Origin of the sequence: Synechocystis sp. PCC 6803 substr. PCC-P, assembly GCF_000284455.1 — a bacterium.
GTDB lineage: Bacteria > Cyanobacteriota > Cyanobacteriia > Cyanobacteriales > Microcystaceae > Synechocystis.
Window position 1 is genome coordinate 2113842 of sequence record NC_017039.1, and the last position, 21197, is coordinate 2135038.

The 21197-nt window shown below is 46.6% G+C and carries 20 protein-coding genes; 9 read left to right on the forward strand and 11 right to left on the reverse strand.

Features of this window, described 5'->3' with window-relative positions; translation table 11 throughout:
• Positions 1 to 68: 68 nt before the first annotated feature.
• From SYNPCCP_RS10035 to SYNPCCP_RS17780, 7 genes are all read right to left on the reverse strand, one after another.
• On the reverse strand, positions 69 to 1298 hold the full coding sequence (locus tag SYNPCCP_RS10035) for a hypothetical protein (protein ID WP_020862268.1): 1230 nt from the start codon (positions 1296 to 1298) through the stop codon (positions 69 to 71).
• Positions 1295 to 2200: a ferritin-like domain-containing protein gene (locus SYNPCCP_RS10040; protein ID WP_010873122.1), complete on the reverse strand. Its 906-nt coding sequence runs from the start codon at positions 2198 to 2200 to the stop codon at positions 1295 to 1297. The genes SYNPCCP_RS10035 and SYNPCCP_RS10040 overlap by 4 nt, the downstream gene beginning before the upstream one ends.
• Positions 2184 to 3323 carry an aromatic ring-hydroxylating dioxygenase subunit alpha gene (locus SYNPCCP_RS10045; protein ID WP_199303489.1) on the reverse strand — a complete coding sequence of 380 codons (1140 nt, stop codon included), beginning with the start codon at positions 3321 to 3323 and terminating at the stop codon, positions 2184 to 2186. Before SYNPCCP_RS10045 ends, SYNPCCP_RS10040 begins: the two co-directional genes overlap by 17 nt.
• On the reverse strand, positions 3287 to 4006 hold the full coding sequence (locus SYNPCCP_RS10050; RefSeq protein WP_010873124.1) for a hypothetical protein: 720 nt from the start codon (positions 4004 to 4006) through the stop codon (positions 3287 to 3289). The genes SYNPCCP_RS10045 and SYNPCCP_RS10050 overlap by 37 nt, the downstream gene beginning before the upstream one ends.
• Before the next feature lie 46 nt (positions 4007 to 4052).
• Entirely contained in the window at positions 4053 to 5132 is a 1080-nt protein-coding gene (locus SYNPCCP_RS10055; protein ID WP_010873125.1) for a fatty acid desaturase, read from the reverse strand.
• Between the two features lie 494 nt (positions 5133 to 5626).
• Positions 5627 to 7333 carry a TrkA family potassium uptake protein gene (locus tag SYNPCCP_RS10060; RefSeq protein ID WP_010873126.1) on the reverse strand — a complete coding sequence of 569 codons (1707 nt, stop codon included), beginning with the start codon at positions 7331 to 7333 and terminating at the stop codon, positions 5627 to 5629.
• A 38-nt stretch (positions 7334 to 7371) separates the two neighbouring features.
• Entirely contained in the window at positions 7372 to 7494 is a 123-nt protein-coding gene (locus tag SYNPCCP_RS17780; protein WP_255345199.1) for a hypothetical protein, read from the reverse strand.
• A 137-nt stretch (positions 7495 to 7631) separates the two neighbouring features.
• Between SYNPCCP_RS17780 and SYNPCCP_RS10065 the strand changes: the two genes are divergently transcribed.
• The 3 genes from SYNPCCP_RS10065 (at position 7632) to SYNPCCP_RS10075 (ending at position 10232) form a co-directional block, all read left to right on the forward strand.
• Entirely contained in the window at positions 7632 to 7982 is a 351-nt protein-coding gene (locus SYNPCCP_RS10065) for a phage holin family protein (protein WP_010873127.1), read from the forward strand.
• A 125-nt stretch (positions 7983 to 8107) separates the two neighbouring features.
• Positions 8108 to 8959, forward strand: a complete 852-nt coding sequence (locus SYNPCCP_RS10070; protein ID WP_020862265.1) for a radical SAM protein — start codon at positions 8108 to 8110, stop codon at positions 8957 to 8959.
• A complete protein-coding gene (locus SYNPCCP_RS10075) occupies positions 8952 to 10232 on the forward strand; it encodes a hypothetical protein (protein ID WP_010873129.1) in 1281 nt (426 codons plus the stop codon). Before SYNPCCP_RS10070 ends, SYNPCCP_RS10075 begins: the two co-directional genes overlap by 8 nt.
• Here the strand turns inward: SYNPCCP_RS10075 and SYNPCCP_RS10080 are convergent.
• A complete protein-coding gene (locus tag SYNPCCP_RS10080) occupies positions 10229 to 11575 on the reverse strand; it encodes a hemolysin family protein (RefSeq protein ID WP_010873130.1) in 1347 nt (448 codons plus the stop codon). The genes SYNPCCP_RS10075 and SYNPCCP_RS10080 overlap by 4 nt on opposite strands.
• 289 nt (positions 11576 to 11864) lie before the next feature.
• Here SYNPCCP_RS10080 and rpsP point away from each other — a divergent pair, with 289 nt between their 5' ends.
• From rpsP to SYNPCCP_RS10100, 4 genes are all read left to right on the forward strand, one after another.
• A complete protein-coding gene (rpsP, locus tag SYNPCCP_RS10085) occupies positions 11865 to 12113 on the forward strand; it encodes a 30S ribosomal protein S16 (protein ID WP_010873131.1) in 249 nt (82 codons plus the stop codon).
• A 40-nt stretch (positions 12114 to 12153) separates the two neighbouring features.
• Entirely contained in the window at positions 12154 to 12510 is a 357-nt protein-coding gene (locus SYNPCCP_RS10090; RefSeq protein WP_010873132.1) for a KH domain-containing protein, read from the forward strand.
• Between the two features lie 242 nt (positions 12511 to 12752).
• On the forward strand, positions 12753 to 14927 hold the full coding sequence (locus tag SYNPCCP_RS10095) for a glutamine synthetase III (RefSeq protein ID WP_010873133.1): 2175 nt from the start codon (positions 12753 to 12755) through the stop codon (positions 14925 to 14927).
• Between the two features lie 163 nt (positions 14928 to 15090).
• Entirely contained in the window at positions 15091 to 15525 is a 435-nt protein-coding gene (locus SYNPCCP_RS10100) for a DUF29 domain-containing protein (RefSeq protein WP_010873134.1), read from the forward strand.
• A 76-nt stretch (positions 15526 to 15601) separates the two neighbouring features.
• On the opposite strand, the gene psbV is transcribed toward SYNPCCP_RS10100, so the two are convergent.
• Together psbV and SYNPCCP_RS10110 are read right to left on the reverse strand one after the other, a co-directional pair.
• Positions 15602 to 16084, reverse strand: coding sequence for a photosystem II cytochrome c-550 (gene psbV, locus SYNPCCP_RS10105; protein ID WP_010873135.1), 483 nt, complete (start codon positions 16082 to 16084; stop codon positions 15602 to 15604).
• Positions 16085 to 16242: 158 nt separating this feature from the next.
• On the reverse strand, positions 16243 to 16443 hold the full coding sequence (locus SYNPCCP_RS10110; protein WP_010873136.1) for a hypothetical protein: 201 nt from the start codon (positions 16441 to 16443) through the stop codon (positions 16243 to 16245).
• 257 nt (positions 16444 to 16700) lie between these two features.
• Between SYNPCCP_RS10110 and SYNPCCP_RS10115 the strand changes: the two genes are divergently transcribed.
• The gene (locus tag SYNPCCP_RS10115) at positions 16701 to 17531 is read left to right on the forward strand and encodes a sirohydrochlorin chelatase (RefSeq protein WP_020862261.1); all 831 of its coding nucleotides are present in this window, start codon (positions 16701 to 16703) and stop codon (positions 17529 to 17531) included.
• Positions 17532 to 17534: 3 nt separating this feature from the next.
• Here the strand turns inward: SYNPCCP_RS10115 and tsaE are convergent, their stop codons facing one another.
• Positions 17535 to 18008: a tRNA (adenosine(37)-N6)-threonylcarbamoyltransferase complex ATPase subunit type 1 TsaE gene (tsaE, locus tag SYNPCCP_RS10120; RefSeq protein ID WP_010873138.1), complete on the reverse strand. Its 474-nt coding sequence runs from the start codon at positions 18006 to 18008 to the stop codon at positions 17535 to 17537.
• A gap of 179 nt (positions 18009 to 18187) precedes the next feature.
• Here tsaE and gcvP point away from each other — a divergent pair, with 179 nt between their 5' ends.
• Positions 18188 to 21139 (forward strand): aminomethyl-transferring glycine dehydrogenase, encoded by a 2952-nt coding sequence (gene gcvP / locus SYNPCCP_RS10125; protein ID WP_010873139.1) that lies wholly within the window; start codon positions 18188 to 18190, stop codon positions 21137 to 21139.
• Positions 21140 to 21197: the final 58 nt, after the last annotated feature.

Consider the following 21197-nt stretch of genomic DNA (forward strand, 5'->3'; position numbering starts at 1 on the left):
TCCATACCACCACCAGTTTAAACAAGTTTAAACAAAATTTACTGAATTTTTGATAGGGCTAATACTGTTTATTTTTCCGTTAGATAGTGTACCGATGGGGCAGTTTGCAAAAATCGCTGCAATGCCCTGCCCTGGAGTCTTAAATAACGTTCCATGGAATTGCCCTTCATCAGAGCCATGGATTTGTTTGTCCGGTCTACAAACGGTAGGGGGTCTAGGTAAGCTTGGTAGGATAACCAGGCTTCTTGATGGGTTTGAAAACTACGGTGCAAGGCTTCCGTTTCCTGGGCGAAACAGGCCCAAAGCATGGCTTCACATTCCTGGGCGGAAAGGCCAAATAGAGGCGAGGTTAATAACTTCGTAATGGTGTCGTATAAGGCGGGGTCGTACCAAAAAATTCCATTGATAGCAACGGACACATGGTAATGATCCCTTTGACATCCCCTAATGCCCAAATTGACTAATTGCCGCTCAAAGACAGTGGGACTAGGAAAAAGACTTCCAACGTCGTGGGACAAAATGGTGGAAGTATTGAAATGAAAGCTTTCGTCTAGGAAATGGTAGTAGGAAATTTGGGTTGGGATGGTGTTATGTTCCGGCTCCTGGGGTTGGTAAAAGTTACTCAGCTTATGCTGCACTAACTTACCATTCAAGGTCCGCAGTCCCCTTACAGTCAGGTATTGAGAAGCTAAAAAAGCATTGTTAGCAGACAGTAAACCAAAGCTTTGGAGTTGTATCCCTTTCCACCAATTTTTAAACCAATTTGTGTTGGCAAAAATCATCGTTTCCCGGAAGGGCGATCGCCGGGGTTGGCCAAACAGATTACCGCCGAATAGGGTTGACTCTACTTGGTCAATTACAGTCTGAAAAGCATTGATATGGCAACGTTCCTGGGAAGTTTCCAGGTCTAGGGTGTCACAAACTAAACGAAAATCTGTCAGAGGATATAAACCAGTGGCACTGGTTTGATTGAAGAAAATAGTCGCCACTTCCGCCGCAATAATTTGACTGTAGTAAGCCACCCAATAAAGATGATTCAGAATTAATTTTTGCCCTGGACTAGACTGTTCCCAAAGGGGAGTGCCGTGAAGTAAAGAAAATTCCGGTGCTTGCCAGTATTGATCCCGGCATTGCTGATAATCAAATTGCTCCGCCAATTGATCTAAATTAGGACTGTGATCTGTTTGCTTCGCCCGGCGGTAATTAAGTTCTAATTTTTTTCGAGTTTTGCTATCTTTTGCCAACAAGGATGTTGATGTAACATTGGGTTGAGACAAGGAATTAATCACAGCAGTCATAGTACACATTGCTCAGCACTATAGGGCAGAAAACATTGTTGTCCCTCCAGACGAATGATAATTTCTGGGGGCACTCCATGGTTCATTAAGGAACGCAAAAGATTAAGTTTTTGTTGACTGTTTTCTTCCGTTTTCAACTCCTGAAAGATTTTTTGGCGATCGCCAGGGGATAAATAACCTTTGCCCTGTTCTATGGCCTTGACCAATCTTTGGGGCCCCACCTGGACCATGTGCAAAAATTCCCTTAATGCCTGGTAGATATTATCTAGACTTTGTTGCTCATACGGCCAGGTTTGTAATTGCTGGACTCCTGCGGCATGGTGACGGGCTTCAGCGGCTAAAAATCCCTGTAACGTTGCTTGCAGATGATTGTCCCGACAATGGTGTGCCAGGGAACGGTAATGGCTCAGCCCCCAACCCTCTAGCACTACCTGCACCATAGTTAGTAACAGGGCTTTATCGTCGGCTTCCAATAATTGCCCCATAAAAGATAAAAAACTATCCTGATTAAACTCTGGCTTTTGCTGAAAAAATTGTTCAATTTGGCATAAATGTTGCGCTTCATCGGCGGCAAATAAACTGTATAAAATTCGTTCTTCACAGGTTTCTGCCAACAGTGACATTTTAGCCATATAGCCCATGCCGGCCTGCTCCACCCAATAAATTTCCGTCAGCAAGTCCTGGTTGGCGATCGCCAAAATTGTTGCCTGTTCCACGGCGCTGGCCTGTTGAAATATGGTGACTTGGTTTAAGCCAAAATATTCGGCGGGCCAATATAATTTCTGGGTCAAATCAAGAGTTTCCTCCTCCCTCGGTCTATCCAGAGCAGAGGCAAAAATCCGATGCAGGCGATCGCCGGAGGCAAGGGAAGGTAAATTAAAGCCACTAACAGTTTGTGCCATGGATTTTTACACTTCCATTGTGGTTATTTATTACCGGGACAGACAAAGATTTGTCTTCATCTAGTGATTGCCAAGTTTCCCACTGGAGAACAGGTTGTTGTTCCAGATGGTGAATAAATTCAAGAATTGATTTATCTTCTGCTAAAGGTGTTTTAAGCGCAAATTTAATTGTCTGAAAAATTTTTGTATCTCCCTTAGCAAAGTAATTACCCACCAGTTTAGTTAGCCAAAGAATGATGCCGTTAATAAACCAACCCCAAAGCCCAGGGCGATGCTTAGTCAACAAAATTGTTTGCCCTTCCGTTTGCCCATTTTTGCCTAAGCGCAGGGTAAACATAATATAAAAATGTAAAAAATCTGGCCCCAAAGTTACCGTTCCCGTACTGCCAAACCAATAGGATAAATTATAGGTACCTGCTTCCCGATAAAAGGGTTTAATCAAACGCACTAAAAGGGAATCATTCCCCCCCTTGGTAGTGTTAGCAAAATTAATGATATTTTGATCAATAACCTCGGATTTAAAGTCAATTTCCACCGGAAAATTATGTACCGTATTGAAGTGGTGGGCATCGATGGCATTAACCATCACCACATTGGGATGGCAAGCTTTTGTAAAACTTTTACCCAACGCACTGACTACTTTTTCCTTGGTCAACTCTAGGGGCAGAGGCAAAGTTTGACTAGGTTGATTCCCAGTCCAGAGCCAAATTAAACCATAGGCTTCCGTCACGGGCCAGCTATTAACTTTCACCGGCAATGATTTAGCTAAACAGGGTACTTCCACACAATGCCCATGGTGATCAAATCGCCAATTGTGGAAAAAACAACGTAAACTTTCCTCCTCCACTTTGCCCTCGGCCAAATGGGCTCCCATGTGGGGACAATAGGCATCCACCGCCACTACTTTGCCACTGTCAGTGCGATAAACCGCCAAGTCTTTACCTAGTAAAAATACTGCCTTAACTTGGCCTCGTTTTAATTGTTTTGAGCGCAGCAACCAGTACCAACCGGCCACGAAGCGCTGGGGCTGATTAAACACTTTGGCGGAGTTCGGTTTAGGCAGAAAGACCACGGTGGTCAGACCAATCAATTCAAGATATTTACAGCATAGCTGGAATGCCAAATTCTTAGTCCCGCTTTGGTCAAATTTTCCGTTGACACTTCCGCCAAACACACCAACTCATCCCCCTGGATATGGCCGGGGTTTTTTTGTAAAAAGAATTCCACATGGCGATCGCCTAATTTTTCCGTTGGCACCTGGCGCAGGTTAGGGGTTAATACTTGGGGCTGGGGTAAGCGCACAATGCCCAAACTAGGATCGTAGTTGGCTTGGAATTTGTTCTGGGCTAGCTGATGGATAAAATTTTGTACAGGCGGGGGAGTGGGATGGAGATAGTGGGGATAGAATTCCTTGGCAAAAATGCTCAAAAATCGGTAGGTGCGATAGCCGGAAGAAATCAGGAGCCAATATAATTTTTCTGGCCTAGCCTCGTGGAGAATTTGCATGGCCTTGGTCCAAGCCTTGGCCAGGGCTGGGTTAGACCACATGGATGGGTCGGTGATGGTGTCACCAGAATAAACAATTCTGACGGTTTGTCCTTCCCATTGAGCAGGGTAGAAACCAAAGGTGGTGAAGCCTTTCAATATCCCAGCGGATTTGAGCAAAATCACCCAATCTTTGCCTCCTAGGTCAGCTTGAAACTGCGGCCAATGAACCCCCTCAAAGTGGGTTTGGAGCAATGCCAACATCAACCTTTGGTCAGCATCGGGGATTTGGTCGGCGGGCAACAGAAAGGCTTCGATCATAGATTTACGAGGGATTTTGCCATTTTGCTTCAATCCCAAGGCAATGTCACGATGCTTTGCCCATGGCCTCTAGCCAGCGATAGTTAGAGGCGATCGCCGCTTTGAAGGTGGGATAAACTTTATATTCCACACCAAACTCTTGGCAAACATCCTTAATAATATTTTCCAATTGGGGATAGTGAATATGACAAATATTGGGGAAAAGATGGTGGGTAACTTGGTGATTTAAACCGCCACAAAACCAGTTCCAAAAGGGATTATTGGTGGCAAAATTGGCCGTGGTACGAATTTGGCAAATAGCCCACTCGTCATCAATGGCACCGGATTCACCATCGGGGGTGAGAAATTCAGTTGATTCCAACACATGGGCCAGCATAAAGATGGTGCAAACCACGATGCCATAGGTCATATAGGTTACCGAAGCACCAATTAATACTTCAGGAATGGAAAAGCCCAGAGCCAGAGGTAAGCCGAAAACGTAGCCGAGCCATAATAGCTTAATCCCTAGCAAACTAGCTAATTCTAGGGGCTGGAAAGGAGGAATTTTATGGTCGTGATATTTGCCTTTATTAAGCACTAGGTAGACATCGTAGAGAAACCAATAAAAGGGAATGAAAAGATATAAACCCCAAATATAAAATTGCTGGAAACGATAAATACCAACATGTTCTTGTTCAGGACTCATACGTACTGCGCCATCTCCATGGATTTCCACGTCATGGCCAAGAATATTGGTGTAGGTGTGGTGCAAATAGTTGTGGCGATAGCGCCAAAGAAAACTAGATAACCCGACAAAATCGTAGGTCATGCCCAGAACCCGGTTGATGTGGGGATTGGAGGAATAGGCATTGTGGTTGGCATCGTGGCCGACATTGAAGGAAAAGGCCGCCAAGGCGATCGCCAAAACCATACAACCCAGTAGGCGCACCGGAAAAATAACTGGAGCAAAAAGCACAAAGGCCCAAGCGGAAAACAACCAGAGCACAATAATCAGGGTTTTCAGATACATGGAGGGATTATCCCTTTGGGTCAGGCCATGCTCGGCAAAGTAGGCATCCACCCGTTGGTTTAGTACCCGACGAAACCCCCGTTTCTGGGTAAATTTAATTCTTTCCGCTGTTAGCATTTATAAATTTAAATAGATAAAAAACTTTCACATTATACCGCCATTAACTACAAAAAAACTCCAGCGCCGGGGGAGACTAAAAATTTATTCCAACTGGGAGTCCATTGCTAGAATTTTAGTCTGCCTTCTACAGTGAGTCATCAAAGCTCTGGCAATATTGGGATAGTCTGTATATGATTTTGCCTAAAAATGGGGGAGTTAGCCGACTTGGAGAAAATACTCTCTAAAGGCAGCGGAAAAACTCCCTAGAGCAGATGCCTGGGAACCATGGTCACAATATAAAACCGAAGTGAAGCTTTTATTTTATCTGACTTTTTTGCACCGCTGTTTAGCAGTAAAACTCAGTTATGAATTAAACTTATTTTGCTACTTTTTGAGCTTAATTTCTTTTGGAAGTTATCCTCTGCTGTTGGTTAACTTAAAAATACTAAACATAGACAAAGCGTTCTTTCTTGATCACCATTGGGCCGAGTCAAGAGTTCCATCCCCCCATGCTAAACCAAAAAAGAGTCCAGAGGATCAGCAGTGGCACGGGGCGATCGCCAAAGTTGCTCTAGGGCAGTGGCGGGCATGGTTAAATACAACACGTCTCCAGAGTCGAGATGGGTACCCAATAATTCCCAGCTATGGATGGTTTTGCCACCCCGTTCTAGATAGAGGGGAACGAAATCAGACTTTTGGGCTGCAATTTTAACCAATTGGTCGGCAAAGGGATGGTTAGGAGTGATTAAGGTGGCTAGGGCTACCCACAGCAAATCATCGGTCATGCCGTTGCCCAAAATTTTGCCCCCCAGGGCCGCCGCCGCAAAGGAATAGGTGGCCAATTCCGCCGGACAAAGCACCGTTTCAAATTCAAATACTTCCTGCAGGGACAGGCTAAACTGGGCATCCTGGCAACGCAACACCACTGGCAGGCTAGGGGCGATCGCCTTGGCAGTTAGGCCAATTTCCAAGTTAACGGTGTCGTCGCTGGTGGCCACCACAATGGCTTCGGCTCGGTTGATATTGGCGCAGGCCAACGTTCTTTCTAGGCGGGCATCCTCCACAATTACGGGCACCCCCAGGGAGCGGGCCGTATGCAAGAAACGATTATCTGTATCCTTTTCGATTACCACAATTTCATGGCCCTGGTGAATTAACTCTTCAATAATGGCCATGCTCACTCCCCCCAGCCCACAAATGATGATGTGATGGCGATCGGGTAACTTGGCCGCATCCAAAAACTGACTAAAGCGACTGCCAAGGATGAAATCATTCAGTAGGGCATAACAAATACCAATCACCCCCGCCCCGGCGATCATCATCACCACTGTGAATACTTTGATGATATCGGGGGACTTTTCGGCCACCTCTTCCTTGCCACCGGCCCCGGTAATCATGCCCACGGAAAAATACAACGCGTCCACTGGGGCAATATGTTGATCAATGGAAACGTAGATGAAGGTGGCCAGAAAAATCATCAACAATAAAAACAACACCACCCATATCACCTGTTGGACATACCGCTGATACTCCCGCAGGTTGGTAATCAGTTTGGAAAATTTGCGCCAAGGCGATCGCCGTTTGGTCTTGGGTTGGGGTTTTTGTCCCACTATTAAATGGTCCCCAGATTGCAACGTTAAATTATTCACCACTGCGCCTACTAAATCCGTTTCACTGTGGGCCGGTAGGTAATAGATCAACATTCGGCTCGGATCATCCCATAAATCCGCCAGGGGTAAATTGAGCCAGGGATGGTCTTGGTGAATGACAATTTCCTGAATGGGCCAAGTCTGGTCAAACAAACGCAATTGCCCGATCGCCTGATTGCCCAAAGCCGCAAAGGAAAAAATCGGGGCCGCCAGGGCGGAAACACTCAAACTAACGTGGTCTGGCAAGGTGGTGTCTAAACGTTTACCCAGGGCATGGTTGAACAAACGATTAACAATGCGAATGCGGGGATTCAGAATACGGGCCTGGGTCAGAATGGCCAAATTCAAGGCATCGTCACTGGTGGCTAGCACCAAAGTTTGGGCAGTGTGGATAGCGGCCCTAGTCAGAGTAGCAGTGGAATTCAGTTGCCCCACCACAATATTGCTGGGATTTTCCCCTGGCACGGGGCGATCGGAAACGCCAATCACTTCCGCTCCCTGTTGTTTAAGCAGGCTAAAAATTCGATAACCCGTTTGCCCCAAACCACAAACGATGATGTGCGGTTTCATAACGTCCTAAAAAAAGGGGAATCTGAAGGAAAAAAATGTCACCGACGGTAAGCCTTATCCCAGGGCCGCTGGAACTGGTTAAAACTCACCAAACTGCCCTTTGCTAGCCCGGCCATTTCATTGTCTCCATTCTCTCCAGACAACGCTAGCAAAACTGTCACCGTTCAATCATTTTGCTCAACTCGGCGATCGCCCTAGCCCCAGCATCGTACTGAAATTGATCTGCCAATCATTGCGGCCAACGTTTAAGATGGGGGCATTGTTTTAGTCCACCATTGTAATTACCAACGGAGGGAAAATGTTACAACTACTTATCGTCTGGATTGTCACCTCAGTCAGCCTGCTGATCATTGCCCAACTGCCCACAGGGGTAGAAATCTCCAGCTTTAAAAAAGCCCTCATTTCTGCCGTCGTTATCGGTTTACTCAACGCCCTAGTGCGTCCAGTACTGACGTTTTTCACTTTTCCCCTAATTTTTCTGACCTTTGGCCTGTTTTACACCGTAGTCAACGCCATCATCTTTGCCCTTGCTGCCGCTTTTGTAGATGGTTTTAGCCTCCGCTGGGGCTTTTGGAGCGCTCTCATTGGCGCCATTCTGCTGGGATTTATCAACTCTCTCCTCTTCCAATTACTACCCATCAGCAGCTAGTCCACAGTTTGACTTAGCTATGACATTGGCATTTCAAAGTATCTAATTAATGCGGTGGGGTTGATTCTAACTTCACCGTTTTCATCTGTTCTTGCAAAAATTAAAAATTGTTTGAGGGAAAAATTTTGCAAGTTACCATTAACCAAGCTAAATCTATCCTCAATAAAGCTACTGGTTTTATTCAGGACTACGATTTCACCCTCAATCCCTATCGTGGTTGTCAGTTCGGTTGTGACTATTGTTATGCTTCGGCCTTTAGTCCCAACTCTCAACTAAGGGCTAATTGGGGAGATTGGGTAATGGTAAAAGAAAATTCAGCAGAATTATTGGTGAGTGAACTAGAGAGAATTAGTAAAAAATATGACCGTCCGATTCGGATCTATATGAGCAGTGTGACCGATCCCTATCAACCAATTGAAAAAGAAGTACAAATAACAAGAAAAATTCTCGAAGTATTAGTTAAATATCAACCCATACTAGTCTTACAAACCCGTAGTCCCATGGTTGTGAGAGATATTGATCTTTTAGGTCAATTTCACAAGCTGAGAATTAATATTAGTATTCCCACCGCTAGCGAAAAGGTGAGAAAAGATTTTGAAAGTCGCTCTCCCAGTGTTAAAGCTCGCTTACAAACAGTGGAAAAACTCAGACATCAACTTCCTTCTGATGACAGTTATCAAATTAAATTTGCCATTACCATGACCCCCCTGTTACCGTCCTATGATGAAGATTTACCCCAGTTTATTGAACAATTAGCCACAGTTGACAGGATAGTTATACAGCCATTTCACAGCAGTAAAAATCAATCTTTAAAAGCTTCCACTCCAGCCAAAGCTATAGAATTAAAAGAAAAATATCAATGGTGGTATGTAGATGAAGATAAGAATTATCATAATCTATTCAAAAAATTAGAGTTACTCAATCAATACTATGGTGTAGAAATTTTTGAAGGCAGAGAAGGTTTTGGCTATGATTAATCCGATCAAGGCTGTCAAAGGCTTATGGCAGTTAAAAATCATAAAATCTGAAATTGCTCGCGGCAATACCAAACTAGCCCAACACTTAATTTTAGCCAGAAAAAAGCAAGGTTATAGGCTAACTCTTTTAGAAAAGTTATTTCTAGAAAATCAAAACTATCAAGCAAAAGTCCGGCAAGCTACTGACTATATATTTCAACAAAGCTCATCAGTAATTCAGCAAAAATTTCCGATAAAAAAACAGCTAATACAGCAAGTCAGCCAATCTTTTCGCTTAATTGACCATGACGGTTACAAAATCGAATGTACGGGTATTAAAACTTCAATATTTGCAAAATTAGAAACTGAGTTAGTTCATTTTCTGGAAAAAATCATTGCCGATAGTGGATTAAATGATAATGAAGCCAAGAAAAAAATAGACGAAGCCCATCGAGATTTAAATGGGTTGAAAAAGGGACTAGATCCAACCTATGACAAAGCCTTTAGCCCCCATGTGTACTTAATAAAATATTTTTTGGACAATGTTTATTGTAGCTATCTCGCCTATTTTTTTATTTATCAAGCTGGATATCTTCCCAAAAATATTACGATTCTTGATATTGCCGCCGGCCCAGCTACAATGCTATTCGGTTTATCTTTATTTCTAGAATCTTTAGCTCAACATCAAGAAATTAGTGATTTTAATTGCTCTTATTATTCTCTAGAAAAGGAACGTAATTTACAATACCGAGGCCTACAATTTTGGCGACAGTACATTAACGAACTTAAATTCCCGCCCAATATTTTTTATCAATTCAATACAGTCAATATTTTTGATTATGACAACTATCGCCATAAACTACCGAAGGAATTTTTTAATTTGATTATTATTGCCCATTGTTTTTTCTACCAAGGGGAAGATAGAAGTAAATCTTTGGATATTTATCGATCAATTTTCAAGCAATGTTTAGAACCGGATGGAAAAGTTCTATTGGTTATCCAAGGCAATAAATTTTATAAGATGTTTGACACTTATCCTGATGAAAATTTAGCGAAGGAGAGAGATTTAATCAAATCATTTTTAGATTGCCTCGGTTTGCGATTGATCCTTTATAAATATTTTACTTCAACTGGCAAAAGAACCAATAACAAGGAAGACTTCAAGCAATTTATCCAAGGGGATCTGCCGGAGCGTCCCCAAATTTCCAAACTGCAAGAAAAGTACTTCGGTTATTCTTCCATGAGTAAATATATTATTGATGACTTTGTTATCTATGCAGAGAAACAAGTTTAATTATCTGTTTCAGACTCTTCCTCCGTTGTAGAAGAATCCTCCGGCAGTTGATTGACTAATACTTTATCAATACGGATACCGTCCATATCCACCACTTCTACTCGGAGAGTATCGGAAACAAAATAATCACCGGATTGAGGAATTTTGCCCAAGCTTTCGATCACAAAGCCGCCGAGGGTATGGTAGTGGCCTTCCTCTTCGTTGGAGAGGGTTTCAATGTCAAAAATTTCCTTAAATTCATCAATGGGCAGTAAGCCATCGAGCAGGTAGGAACCGTCTTCCCGTTGAATGATTTGGGGCTCTTGAATTTCGTCGTCATTGGGGATACTTCCCACGATCGCCTCGATGAGGTCGTTTAGGGTGACTAGGCCTTCAATGCCACCATATTCATCCGTAATTAGGGCCAGGTGGGTACCGGAAGCCCGGAACATTTCCAACACATGGAGAGAGCGGGTATTTTCCGCCACAAATAGGGGCGGCTGAACAATTTCCTCCAGGTTGATTTTTTGTCCTGACCACTGGCTATTGAGAATGTCTTTGACCCGGACAAAACCTAGGCACTCGTCCAGACTATCCCTACCCACGGGAAAACGGGAATAGGGTGTGTCCAGAATTTCCTGTTGGTTTTCTTCCCAGTCCGACTCCACATCCAACCAGGCGATCGCCGTGCGGGGAGTCATCAAAGTTTTAACGGGGCGGTCCCCCAAGCGAAAAACCCGTTCCACCATTTCCTGCTCTGCTTCATCAATCATGCCGGCCTGGGCCCCCTGCTCGATCATGACCCGGATTTCCTCTTCCGTGATCGGGCTAGCTTCCTTACTGGTAATACCAAATAGCCGTAGTACTGCATCGGTGGAGACCCCCAAAAGATAAACTAGGGGCGCTGTCAACTGGGCTACTAAATGCATCGCCGGGGCCACTCCACAGGCAATGTGTTCCGGATGGCTGAGGGCAATGCGCTTAGGCACCAACTCCCCCACCACCAGGGATAAATAGGTAATGAACCCCACCAACAGAGAAATGCTCAGGGGGCCGGCATAGGGGGCTAAGAGGGGAATATCGTCCAAAAACTCCGCCAGACGCAGGGCCACCGTTGCTCCCCCCACCGCACCGGTTAAAATGCCAATCAGAGTAATGCCAATCTGCACCGCCGACAGAAAATTATTGGGGGCTGTGGCCAGCTTCAGTGCCAGCTTTGCTTTGCGATTACCCCGCTTTGCCAACTGTTCCAAACGAACTTTACGAGCTGAGACTATGGCAATTTCCGAGCCAGAAAAAATTCCATTTAACACCACCAAAACGAAGATGAAAAAAAGTTCCAGCTCAACAGAAGAGGAAAACATTCAATTTTTAGGGATAGAAATCCGGTAGGCCGGGGATAAATTTAGTGGGGAGTGGCTGACGACAAACATCAATCATAGAAGAAAACATCCCGACTGTCTGTGCTCCTGAGTCAGTTTGTGCCCGGGGGAGAGTTCGGAATCCTTGACCCCATTGGGAAAGCCCTGGTGCCATGGCTATCTGCGGCGATTGAGCTGGGCCCCTGAAAATTTACGACCCTAAAAATTCTGGCCCCAAAAAATAGGTTAGAATGATAAACGCGAAATTTTTCCCAGTCTATTTTTATTTAGTATGATTAAACTCCGTCTAAAACGCTTTGGTAAGAAACGTGAAGTTAGCTATCGGATCGTTGCCATGCACAGCACCACCCGCCGGGATGGTCGCCCCTTGGAAGAATTAGGATTCTATAATCCCCGCACCGATGAAACTCGCCTTGATGTACCGGCGATCGTCAAAAGATTAAAAGAAGGTGCCCAACCCACCGACACCGTCCGCTCCATTTTGACCAAAGCCCAGGTTTTCGAACAGCTAAAAGCTTAGTGCCGGTTTTTTCCGTGGTGTTTACCAACGTCTGCCCCCTGTGACTACCCTAAACTACGTTGAATTGGTCAAGTTTCTTGTCCGTCCCTTTTTGGAAAAGCCCGATGATCTGAAGGTGGACTGTGAGGTGTTTCGACAAAATAGCCGGGTTTGGATTCGGTTAGCCCTAGGGGACGAAGACCGGGAAAGGCTCCTTAGCCGGGGAGGGAGGAGTTTGCAAACCATTCGCACCCTACTTACCACCGCCGCTGACCAGATGGAACAGTCAGCCTTCCTAGAGATATACCTCACCGATTCCGTTGGGAAATCGACCCCCCTACGCCGTCGTCGCTCCTCTGCTGGCCCCGCCCCTGTCCGTCGTTCCCGCAGTCGGGGAGAGTCCGTTAATCGCTACTAGGGGCAACGGTTTTCTCAGACAACATAACTTGGAAAGTTTTCTAATTTATCTCTGGGTAATGGGGTAGTAGTATCTGTTTGTAATATTTCTTCATATTGTGATCCAACGATGTCGACCCATTTACGCTTCCCCTTGGGAGGCAAAGAAATGGGTCGTTGTTTTTGTATCTATATTGTCTATTTTAAAAAATCATCTTGCGTATGATTGGGGGGTTTGTAAATTCTGAAATAGAGATTTAGTCCATGACTGGAAACGCCGCCCGCACCCAATCAGTTCACCAAATCATCAATCGACCTCTATCTTCTGGCAAGAAGTTATCCCGCCTGGAAGATATGTGGGCTGAGAACGTTTTTAATTTGAGCAAAATGCAGGCCAGTCTTCCTAAAGGCGTTTTCAAATCAATTAAAAATACTATTACCACTGGCGAAAAATTGGACCCTTCCGTTGCTGATGCAGTGGCCACTGCTATGCGGGACTGGGCCATGGGGAAAGGGGCAATGTACTATGCCCACGTTTTCTATCCCATGACCAACCTCTCGGCGGAAAAGCACGATGGCTTTATTTCTGTACAGGGGGATGGCAATGTCATTTCAGAGTTTTCCGGCAAAGTTCTAGTACAAGGGGAACCGGACGGCTCTTCTTTTCCCAACGGTGGCATTCGGGATACCTTTGAGGCTAGGGGCTACACGGGATGGGACGTAACCAGTCCTGCCTACATTATGGAAACGGATAATGGTTCCACCCTATGTATTCCGACGGTGTTTGTTTCCTGGACAGGGGAAGCGTTGGATAAAAAAGTGCCCCTATTGCGGTCCATTGCGGCCATGGATAAGGCGGCCCGCAAGGTGCTCAGTTTGTTGGGTAACGAAGACATTGCCCACGTTAATTCTAGTTGTGGGGCGGAGCAGGAATATTTTTTGGTGGATGCCAATTTTGCTAGCCAACGGCCGGACCTACTCCTCGCCGGACGGACTTTGTTTGGCAAGCTCCCGGCTAAGGGTCAGGAATTCGATGACCATTATTTTGGCGCTATTCCTGAACGGGTGCAGGTGTTCATGCAGGACGTGGAGGAGACCCTTTATAAGTTGGGTATTCCAGCTAAAACTCGCCATAATGAAGTGGCTCCCGGCCAGTTCGAAATTGCGCCCTTTTTTGAAGCGGCTAACGTGGCCAGTGACCACCAACAATTGTTAATGACGGTACTGAAAAATACGGCCAAAAAACATGGCTTTGTCTGTCTACTCCATGAAAAGCCTTTTGCGGGCATCAACGGTTCCGGTAAGCACGTTAACTGGTCAGTGGGTAACTCCACCCAGGGTAATTTGCTTGATCCCGGCGATTCTCCCCACGATAATGCCCAATTCCTCGTTTTTTGCGGTGCAGTGATTCGGGGAGTGCACAAATACGGCCCTCTGATGCGGGCGGCGATCGCCACGGCTAGTAATGACCACCGTTTGGGGGCCAACGAAGCTCCCCCGGCCATTATGTCCGTTTATCTGGGTACCCAATTAGAAGAGGTGTTTGAACAGATCAAAACCGGCAGTGTGAAGGATTCCAAGAAAAAAGGCGTGATGGATCTGGGAGTTGATGTACTTCCAGATTTAACCAAGGACGCTGGCGATCGAAACCGTACTTCTCCCTTTGCCTTCACTGGTAACCGTTTTGAATTCCGAGCAGTGGGCTCCAGTCAGTCGGTTTCTGGTCCGCTAATTGTGCTGAACACCATGCTGGCTGACTCCCTTAACTGGATTGGCGATCGTCTGGAGGCGGAGTTGGCCAAGGGATTGGACTTGGACACTGCCATTTTGACGGTGCTGAAGGAAATTATGGAAAACCACGGCCAGGTAATTTTTGGTGGCAATGGCTATTCCGAAGAATGGCATAAAATGGCAGTGGAAGAACGGGGTTTGGCCAACTTGCGTACTACTGCCGATGCTTTGCCGGTGCTGAAGGAGAAGTATATCGAAGACCTATTTGAAAAAACTGGTGTATTGACTCCAGTGGAGTTGGAAAGCCGCTTTGAAGTCTACGCTGAGCAGTACATCCTCTCCATTGAAGTGGAAGCCAAACTGGTGGTCAGCATGGCCAAAACGGTCATTTATCCAGCGGCAGTGGAATACCTGTCCAAACTTTCCTCCACCATTGCCAGCCTCAGTGGTTTAGGCATTGATTTTGAAAAGGAAAGTGCCAAAAAGATCGCTGATTTGACCAACCAAATGGTCGGTGCTGTCGCCAAACTAAGTGAAGCTATGGCTAAACACGACTTTGCCAACACCGAAGAGAAGTTGCAGTATTGCGCCCAAACTCTCCGTCCCCTGATGGATGAAGTACGGACTTTTGCCGATGCCCTGGAAGGGGAAATTGCCGATAGTTTCTGGCCCCTGCCTACCTACCAGGAAATGTTGTTTATCAAATAGTGCATATCACCCCAGGGGGATGGGTAAAACCATCTCCCAATGCTGGGGTAAACCAGCTTAAAGTCCCCTCAAGCTTTTGGAAGTTTGGGGGGATTAATGATCGGGAAATTGCTGATTTTTTAGATATACCTTTAAAATTGGTCAATAGATTTGATTAAAACCCATGAAAAACCAACTTTACGAAACGGATTTTGTACGGTGGACAGAAGAACAGGCACAATATATTCAACAAAATGACTTGGAATCCATTGACTGGCAAAATATTCAGGAAGAAATAAGTGCCTTGGGTCGCAGTGAAAAACATGAGCTAGAAAATCGTCTTGAAGTTCTCCTGGAGCATCTGTTAAAACGAGGCTATATCAATAGCGCTTACGATAATCGTGGCTGGGAAATTACTATTAAAGAACAACGAAAGAAAATTCGACGGTTATTACGAGATTCCCCTAGTTTAAAGAATTACGGCGAGGCCTTAATTCCAGAAATCTGGCAGGAGGCACGCTCTGATATCCAAGACATTTATCCGACTACTCCACTGCCCACAATCAATCCATTTGGTGAAAGTTTGGATCAATTATTAACGGTTACTTTTTGGCAATAAAAAAGACCTCCAACTCAGAATCGAGGGGAGATCTTGCTAGTTTTTACGGAGTTCGATGGTTTACTTCTCTATTTTTCTAGAAGTAGATGGTGCCACCCCACCGTTCATCTAATTTGGGAGCAATGAGGGTGTAACCAGCCACATCAAAGATGTCGTCTTCGGTGTAGTTTCTCATTTCTGGGTAGATGTCGGGACGGGAAATATTGGGATGTAATTCCGAATAGTCATCTTCACCGTCATAACTCTTGGGATTCTTGAGAAATTCCACCAAGGCCAGGACGTTGTCCCGACGGGGCTCGGCACCAGCCAAGTCTGCCAAGCCTAAACTAACGTTATTATTAGTTTTGGTTTTACCCTGGAGGTGACATTGGGTGCAGGTGTCCACAAAAATCTTTTGGCCGTTGGTGAACTGGCGGGCGGTTAAGGTTGTGGTGCCACCGGCTTCATCGAGGGGAATGGTGCGGGTGCTTTCGGTTAACTCCACCGCATTGGCACTGCCGACCATGGTGTTAAAGAAAAATAGGACAGAGGCGATCGCCACCAGAAAAAAGCGTTTCACAAAGGTTCTCCTCAAACTGTTGGTATAAGGGGTGAGAAAGGGAATCGGTCAATTCTCAATCTTTTTAAAAATAGGGTTTTAATCAAGTATGCCAAGAAAATCGAGGGTTTTTGCTCGGTCAGTATGGGAACAGGAGCCATAGCAACCAGCCGACAATGTCAGGAAAGGCCCCCTAACTCAGAAGCAGATTGCTGGCGGTGTAGAATTTGCATAATCACCGCTTTAGCGTCCTCTAGGGCAAGGTTAGTATCCTGGTTTTTGTAGGCTATGCCGAGTTGGTCGCACAGGTCGAAAACCGACTGCACAGTCAGATCGTACTCTGTGGCAATGGACTGAATCGACAGATCCGCAAACCCCATAAAATTTAATTGCTATGGTTTACCGAAAGATTGAGCGGTATAACTATCATGCCATTCTCGGTTCCCTTTGCCACAGCCTGCCGCCGGGGATCTAACCGAGATATGCTGTGCCCTATGCCATTGCTGGAAAAGATCCCGCCGCATTTGGGGGCTTTGGGCCGTTGGAAGCTCTGAATTTGGTTAAAATCGTCACCCCAGGGTAGGGATGTGTTGATTAAGATATATTAAGCCCAACTTCCCATCACCCCTAATCAACCTTGTCCACTGCCTATCTGTTGGTTGCCCACGGTAGCCGTGATCCCCGTCCCCAGATCGCCCTCGATCGCCTGACTTACCTAGTGGGTCAATTTTTACCCAGACCCCGCCCCCTGGAAAGCAAGAAAGGGTTAGCTAAGCGCAATGGGGCGGAAACTTGGCGGGCGTATTATTCCGGAGGATTATTAACGGAGGTAAATCAGGGGAAGCAACTGGAACCGCCGGTGTTTAGTGCCAGCTTGGAGGCCCAGGCGTTACCTCTCCATCAACAGTTGGTAAACTTAGCCGAAAACCTGATTCCCCAGGGGGTCAAACGGATTGTCATTCTGCCCCTGTTTCTGCTTATGGGAGTACATACCTGTGAAGACTTGCCCCAGGCCATTGCCCAGGCCAAAGCGGAGTTGGGTAATAGCATCTCCATTCACTGTTTGCCCATTTTGGGGGTTTATCCCTGGCTACCAGCCTTACTAGAAAAGTCTTTCCTGCAGTACCAAAACCAACCCCAGGCGGAGAGAATCCTCTTGGCCCACGGTAGTAAACGGGCCGGTGGTAATTTGGCGATCGCCACGGTGGCGGAAAAATTAGGGGCCAGGGCAGCCTACTGGAAAGGGGGCATTAGTTTGAACACCGTCCTGGGGGAAATTAAGACGCCGGGGGAAGTTGTGATTTTGCCTTACTTTCTATTTGCCGGAGGATTGACAGACCTGATCAGAAAAGAGCGGGAACAACTCCAATTGGTCCATGGCCAGCTCCGCCTGCAATTGGGGGAACCCCTGGGGCCCCAACCGTTGCTGGCCCAGTTAATTGCCACGGAACTACAGCGTTTTAACTAGGTTTTAACTAGGGGGCAATAGCTCTTTTAAATCCATGGCCCAGTCCTGGGCTGTCAGGGCGATGCTCCTTCCTTCTCCTTGGTGGCACAGTTGAATTTGTAAATACTGACTTGGTAGTTGCGGTAATCTTTCCGGCCACTCGACCGCGGTAATACCCAAGGGAAAATCTTCCCCTTGCCAATATTGTTCCGGGTATAAATACTCGACTTCAAGGGTGTTAAGTCGATACAAATCCAGATGGTAAAGGGGCATCTTACCTTCCCGATACTCATTAACAATGGTGAAAGTGGGACTGACAATTTCCCCCGTAATGCCCAACCCCCGGCCAAGGCCCTGGACTAAGCTAGTTTTCCCCGCTCCCAAATCCCCCTGCAACAAAATAATGGTGCCCAGCGGTAACTGTTGGGCCAATTGTTGTCCCCATTGATCGGTAGCATTTAGGTCAGGGAGAAAAAATTCCATGGAGTTTTCATTCATCGGCAAATGGGAAACGTTTTAAGAATATTTGGACGAGTTTTATGGGGATGGGGCCGCCTTGGCAATGCTGACCCCTAGGCCTACCAAAATTTGTTAAGCTTTGTATCTAATTAGAGCCAATCTGTAACATTTTTTGACAGATCCAGTCCAGGCGTTCATCCTTTCCCTACTCCGCCATTATGCCCAACCTAGAGCCCGCCGTTGTTGTCCCTACCTCCGAGGCGATCGCCGTTGACCTGACTAAGCTAGAGGAGAAGTTAGCTCCGGCGGATAGTTTTTTGGATCGTCACTTGGGCCCCGGAGAAACGGAACAGCGGCAAATGCTCCAGACACTGGGTTTTGATACTTTGGGGGATTTGATTGACCAAGCCGTGCCCCCGGCCATTCGCTTTCCCCGGTCTTTGCAACTACCAGCTTCCCAAAGTGAGTATGGGGCGATCGCCCAACTGAAATCCATTGCCTCCAAAAATCAAGTTTTTCGCTCCTATATTGGCATGGGGTACTACGACACCATCACCCCGCCGGTTATCCAACGGAACATTTTAGAAAACCCCGGTTGGTACACAGCCTATACCCCCTACCAAGCGGAAATTGCCCAGGGTCGGTTGGAAGCGCTGTTGAATTTTCAAACCATGGTGATGGATTTAACCGGGCTGGAAATTGCCAATGCTTCTTTGTTGGATGAAGGTACCGCCGCCGCTGAAGCCATGGCCCTGAGTTATGGGGTCAGCAAAAGTAAAGCCAATGCTTTTTTCGTTGCCCAGGACTGCCATCCCCAAACCATTGAGGTGATTAAAACCCGGGCCAATCCCCTCGGTATTGAAGTAATTGTCGGCGACCATCATACTTTTTCCTTTTCTACGTCCATTTTCGGCGCTTTACTGCAATACCCTGCCACCGATGGGGCTGTTTATGATTACCGTAGTTTCATTGACAAAGCCCATCAACACCAAGCCTTGGTTACCCTGGCCGCCGACCCCCTCAGTCTGACCCTGCTCACTCCCCCCGGTGAATTGGGGGCTGACATTGCGGTGGGCAGTACCCAGAGGTTTGGCATTCCCTTGGGTTACGGTGGGCCCCACGCCGCCTACTTTGCCACCAAGGCCGAATATCAGCGGAAAATGCCGGGACGCATTGTGGGGGTTTCCAAGGATGCCCATGGTAACCCCGCTCTCCGTTTAGCGCTGCAAACCAGGGAACAACATATCCGTCGGGACAAGGCCACTAGTAATATCTGTACTGCCCAGGTTCTCTTGGCAGTGATGGCTTCTATGTATGGGGTGTACCACGGTTCCACGGGGCTAAAAAATATTGCCCTGAGAATTCACCAGTTGACGGTCCTATTGGCGATCGGCTTAAAGCGGTTAAATTACAGTCTCAATAATGATTACTTTTTCGATACCCTGCGGGTGGGGGTAGGGGAACAGAGTGCTCCAGCCATTTTGAAAGCGGCGGAAGGGCGGGGAATTAATCTGCGGCCCCTGGTCCCTGGGGAAGTGGGCATTAGCTTGGATGAAACGGTGACGGTGCAGGATCTGCTTGACCTGTGGCAAGTTTTTGCTGGTAAGGATAATTTACCCTTTACACCGGAGGAACTGTGGTCGGAAGTTAAAACGAGCTTTCCCGCCGATTTAACCCGTCAGAGTCTATACCTACAGGATGCAGTTTTTAATCAGTACCATTCCGAAACCGAGTTACTGCGTTATTTGCATCAATTAGAAAGCAAAGATTTAGCCCTAAACACTTCCATGATTCCGTTGGGTTCCTGCACGATGAAACTCAACGCCACAGCGGAAATGATGCCGGTTACTTGGCCTGAATTTGGCAAAATTCACCCCTTTGCCCCCGCTGGTCAAACGGAAGGTTATCAGATTTTATTTGCCCAATTGGAAGCCTGGTTGGGGGAAATCACCGGTTTTGATGCCATTTCTTTGCAACCTAATGCCGGTTCCCAAGGAGAATATGCGGGTTTGCAGGTGATCCGTCAGTATCACCTCAGTCGGGGTGAGGAACAACGCAATATTTGTTTAATCCCTGAATCGGCCCACGGCACCAATCCAGCCAGTGCGGTGATGTGTGGCATGCAGGTGGTCCCGGTTAAGTGCGACGGGGAAGGCAACATCGATGTGGAAGATTTGACCAGTAAAGCAGAAAAGTACGGCGATCGCCTGGCGGCGTTAATGGTGACCTATCCTTCTACCCATGGGGTATTTGAAGCCACCATCGGAACTATTTGCGACATTGTGCATCGTTTTGGCGGCGAGGTTTACATGGATGGGGCCAATATGAATGCCCAGGTGGGACTGTGCCGTCCGGCTGATTTTGGGGCGGATGTGTGCCATCTCAATTTACACAAGACTTTTTGCATTCCCCACGGCGGTGGCGGCCCCGGTATGGGCCCCATTGGGGTTAAATCCCATTTGCAGGCATTTTTACCCCGGACTAGTTTAAATTCGACTGCTGAACTCCAAGCAGAAGACCAATCCATTGGCATGATTTCCGCTGCCCCTTACGGCAGTGCCAGTATCTTGGTTATTTCTTGGATGTACATTGCCATGATGGGCCCCCAGGGTTTAACCAAGGCAACGGAGGTGGCCATTCTCAGTGCCAATTACATGGCAAAGCGGCTGGAAAATTATTACCCCATTTTATTCAGGGGCAATAATGAGTTAGTGGCCCATGAATGCATTCTCGATCTGCGTCCCCTGAAGAAACAAGCGGCGATCGAGGTCGAAGATGTGGCCAAACGCCTCATGGATTTTGGTTTCCATGCCCCCACGGTGTCCTGGCCGGTGCTGGGTACCATGATGGTGGAGCCGACGGAGAGTGAATCCCTAGGGGAGTTAGACCGTTTTTGTGATGCCATGATTGCCATTTACCAAGAAGCTCAGGCGATCACCCATGGAGAAATTGATCCCGCTGATAACCCGTTGAAAAATGCTCCCCATACGGCCCAATCCCTCATCTGTGGCGAATGGAACCATCCCTACAGCCAGGAAGAAGCTGCTTACCCTGCTCCTTGGACTAAGCAGTTTAAATTTTGGCCCGCCGTTGGCCGCATTAATAATACCTACGGTGATCGCCATTTAGTTTGCTCCTGTGAAGGTATGGAGGCTTATAAGGAAGGATAGCCCAGGTAGCTTTATCCTAGAGAGATCGTCACTTGTGAAGGATTAATGAGGCGATCTC

Excerpts from the sequence above, each read along its gene's own strand:
- SYNPCCP_RS10040 (WP_010873122.1), bottom strand. The coding sequence starts at position 2,200 with ATGGCACAAACTGTTAGTGGCTTTAATTTACCTTCCCTTGCCTCCGGC.
- SYNPCCP_RS10050 (WP_010873124.1), bottom strand. The coding sequence starts at position 4,006 with ATGATCGAAGCCTTTCTGTTGCCCGCCGACCAAATCCCCGATGCTGAC.
- gcvP (WP_010873139.1), top strand. The coding sequence starts at position 18,188 with ATGCCCAACCTAGAGCCCGCCGTTGTTGTCCCTACCTCCGAGGCGATC.
- SYNPCCP_RS10100 (WP_010873134.1), top strand. The coding sequence starts at position 15,091 with ATGAAAAACCAACTTTACGAAACGGATTTTGTACGGTGGACAGAAGAA.
- rpsP (WP_010873131.1), top strand. The coding sequence starts at position 11,865 with ATGATTAAACTCCGTCTAAAACGCTTTGGTAAGAAACGTGAAGTTAGC.
- SYNPCCP_RS10035 (WP_020862268.1), bottom strand. The coding sequence starts at position 1,298 with ATGACTGCTGTGATTAATTCCTTGTCTCAACCCAATGTTACATCAACA.
- SYNPCCP_RS10095 (WP_010873133.1), top strand. The coding sequence starts at position 12,753 with ATGACTGGAAACGCCGCCCGCACCCAATCAGTTCACCAAATCATCAAT.
- SYNPCCP_RS10060 (WP_010873126.1), bottom strand. The coding sequence starts at position 7,333 with ATGAAACCGCACATCATCGTTTGTGGTTTGGGGCAAACGGGTTATCGA.
- SYNPCCP_RS10110 (WP_010873136.1), bottom strand. The coding sequence starts at position 16,443 with ATGGGGTTTGCGGATCTGTCGATTCAGTCCATTGCCACAGAGTACGAT.
- SYNPCCP_RS10065 (WP_010873127.1), top strand. The coding sequence starts at position 7,632 with ATGTTACAACTACTTATCGTCTGGATTGTCACCTCAGTCAGCCTGCTG.
- SYNPCCP_RS10080 (WP_010873130.1), bottom strand. The coding sequence starts at position 11,575 with ATGTTTTCCTCTTCTGTTGAGCTGGAACTTTTTTTCATCTTCGTTTTG.
- tsaE (WP_010873138.1), bottom strand. The coding sequence starts at position 18,008 with ATGAATGAAAACTCCATGGAATTTTTTCTCCCTGACCTAAATGCTACC.
- SYNPCCP_RS10075 (WP_010873129.1), top strand. The coding sequence starts at position 8,952 with ATGATTAATCCGATCAAGGCTGTCAAAGGCTTATGGCAGTTAAAAATC.
- SYNPCCP_RS10055 (WP_010873125.1), bottom strand. The coding sequence starts at position 5,132 with ATGCTAACAGCGGAAAGAATTAAATTTACCCAGAAACGGGGGTTTCGT.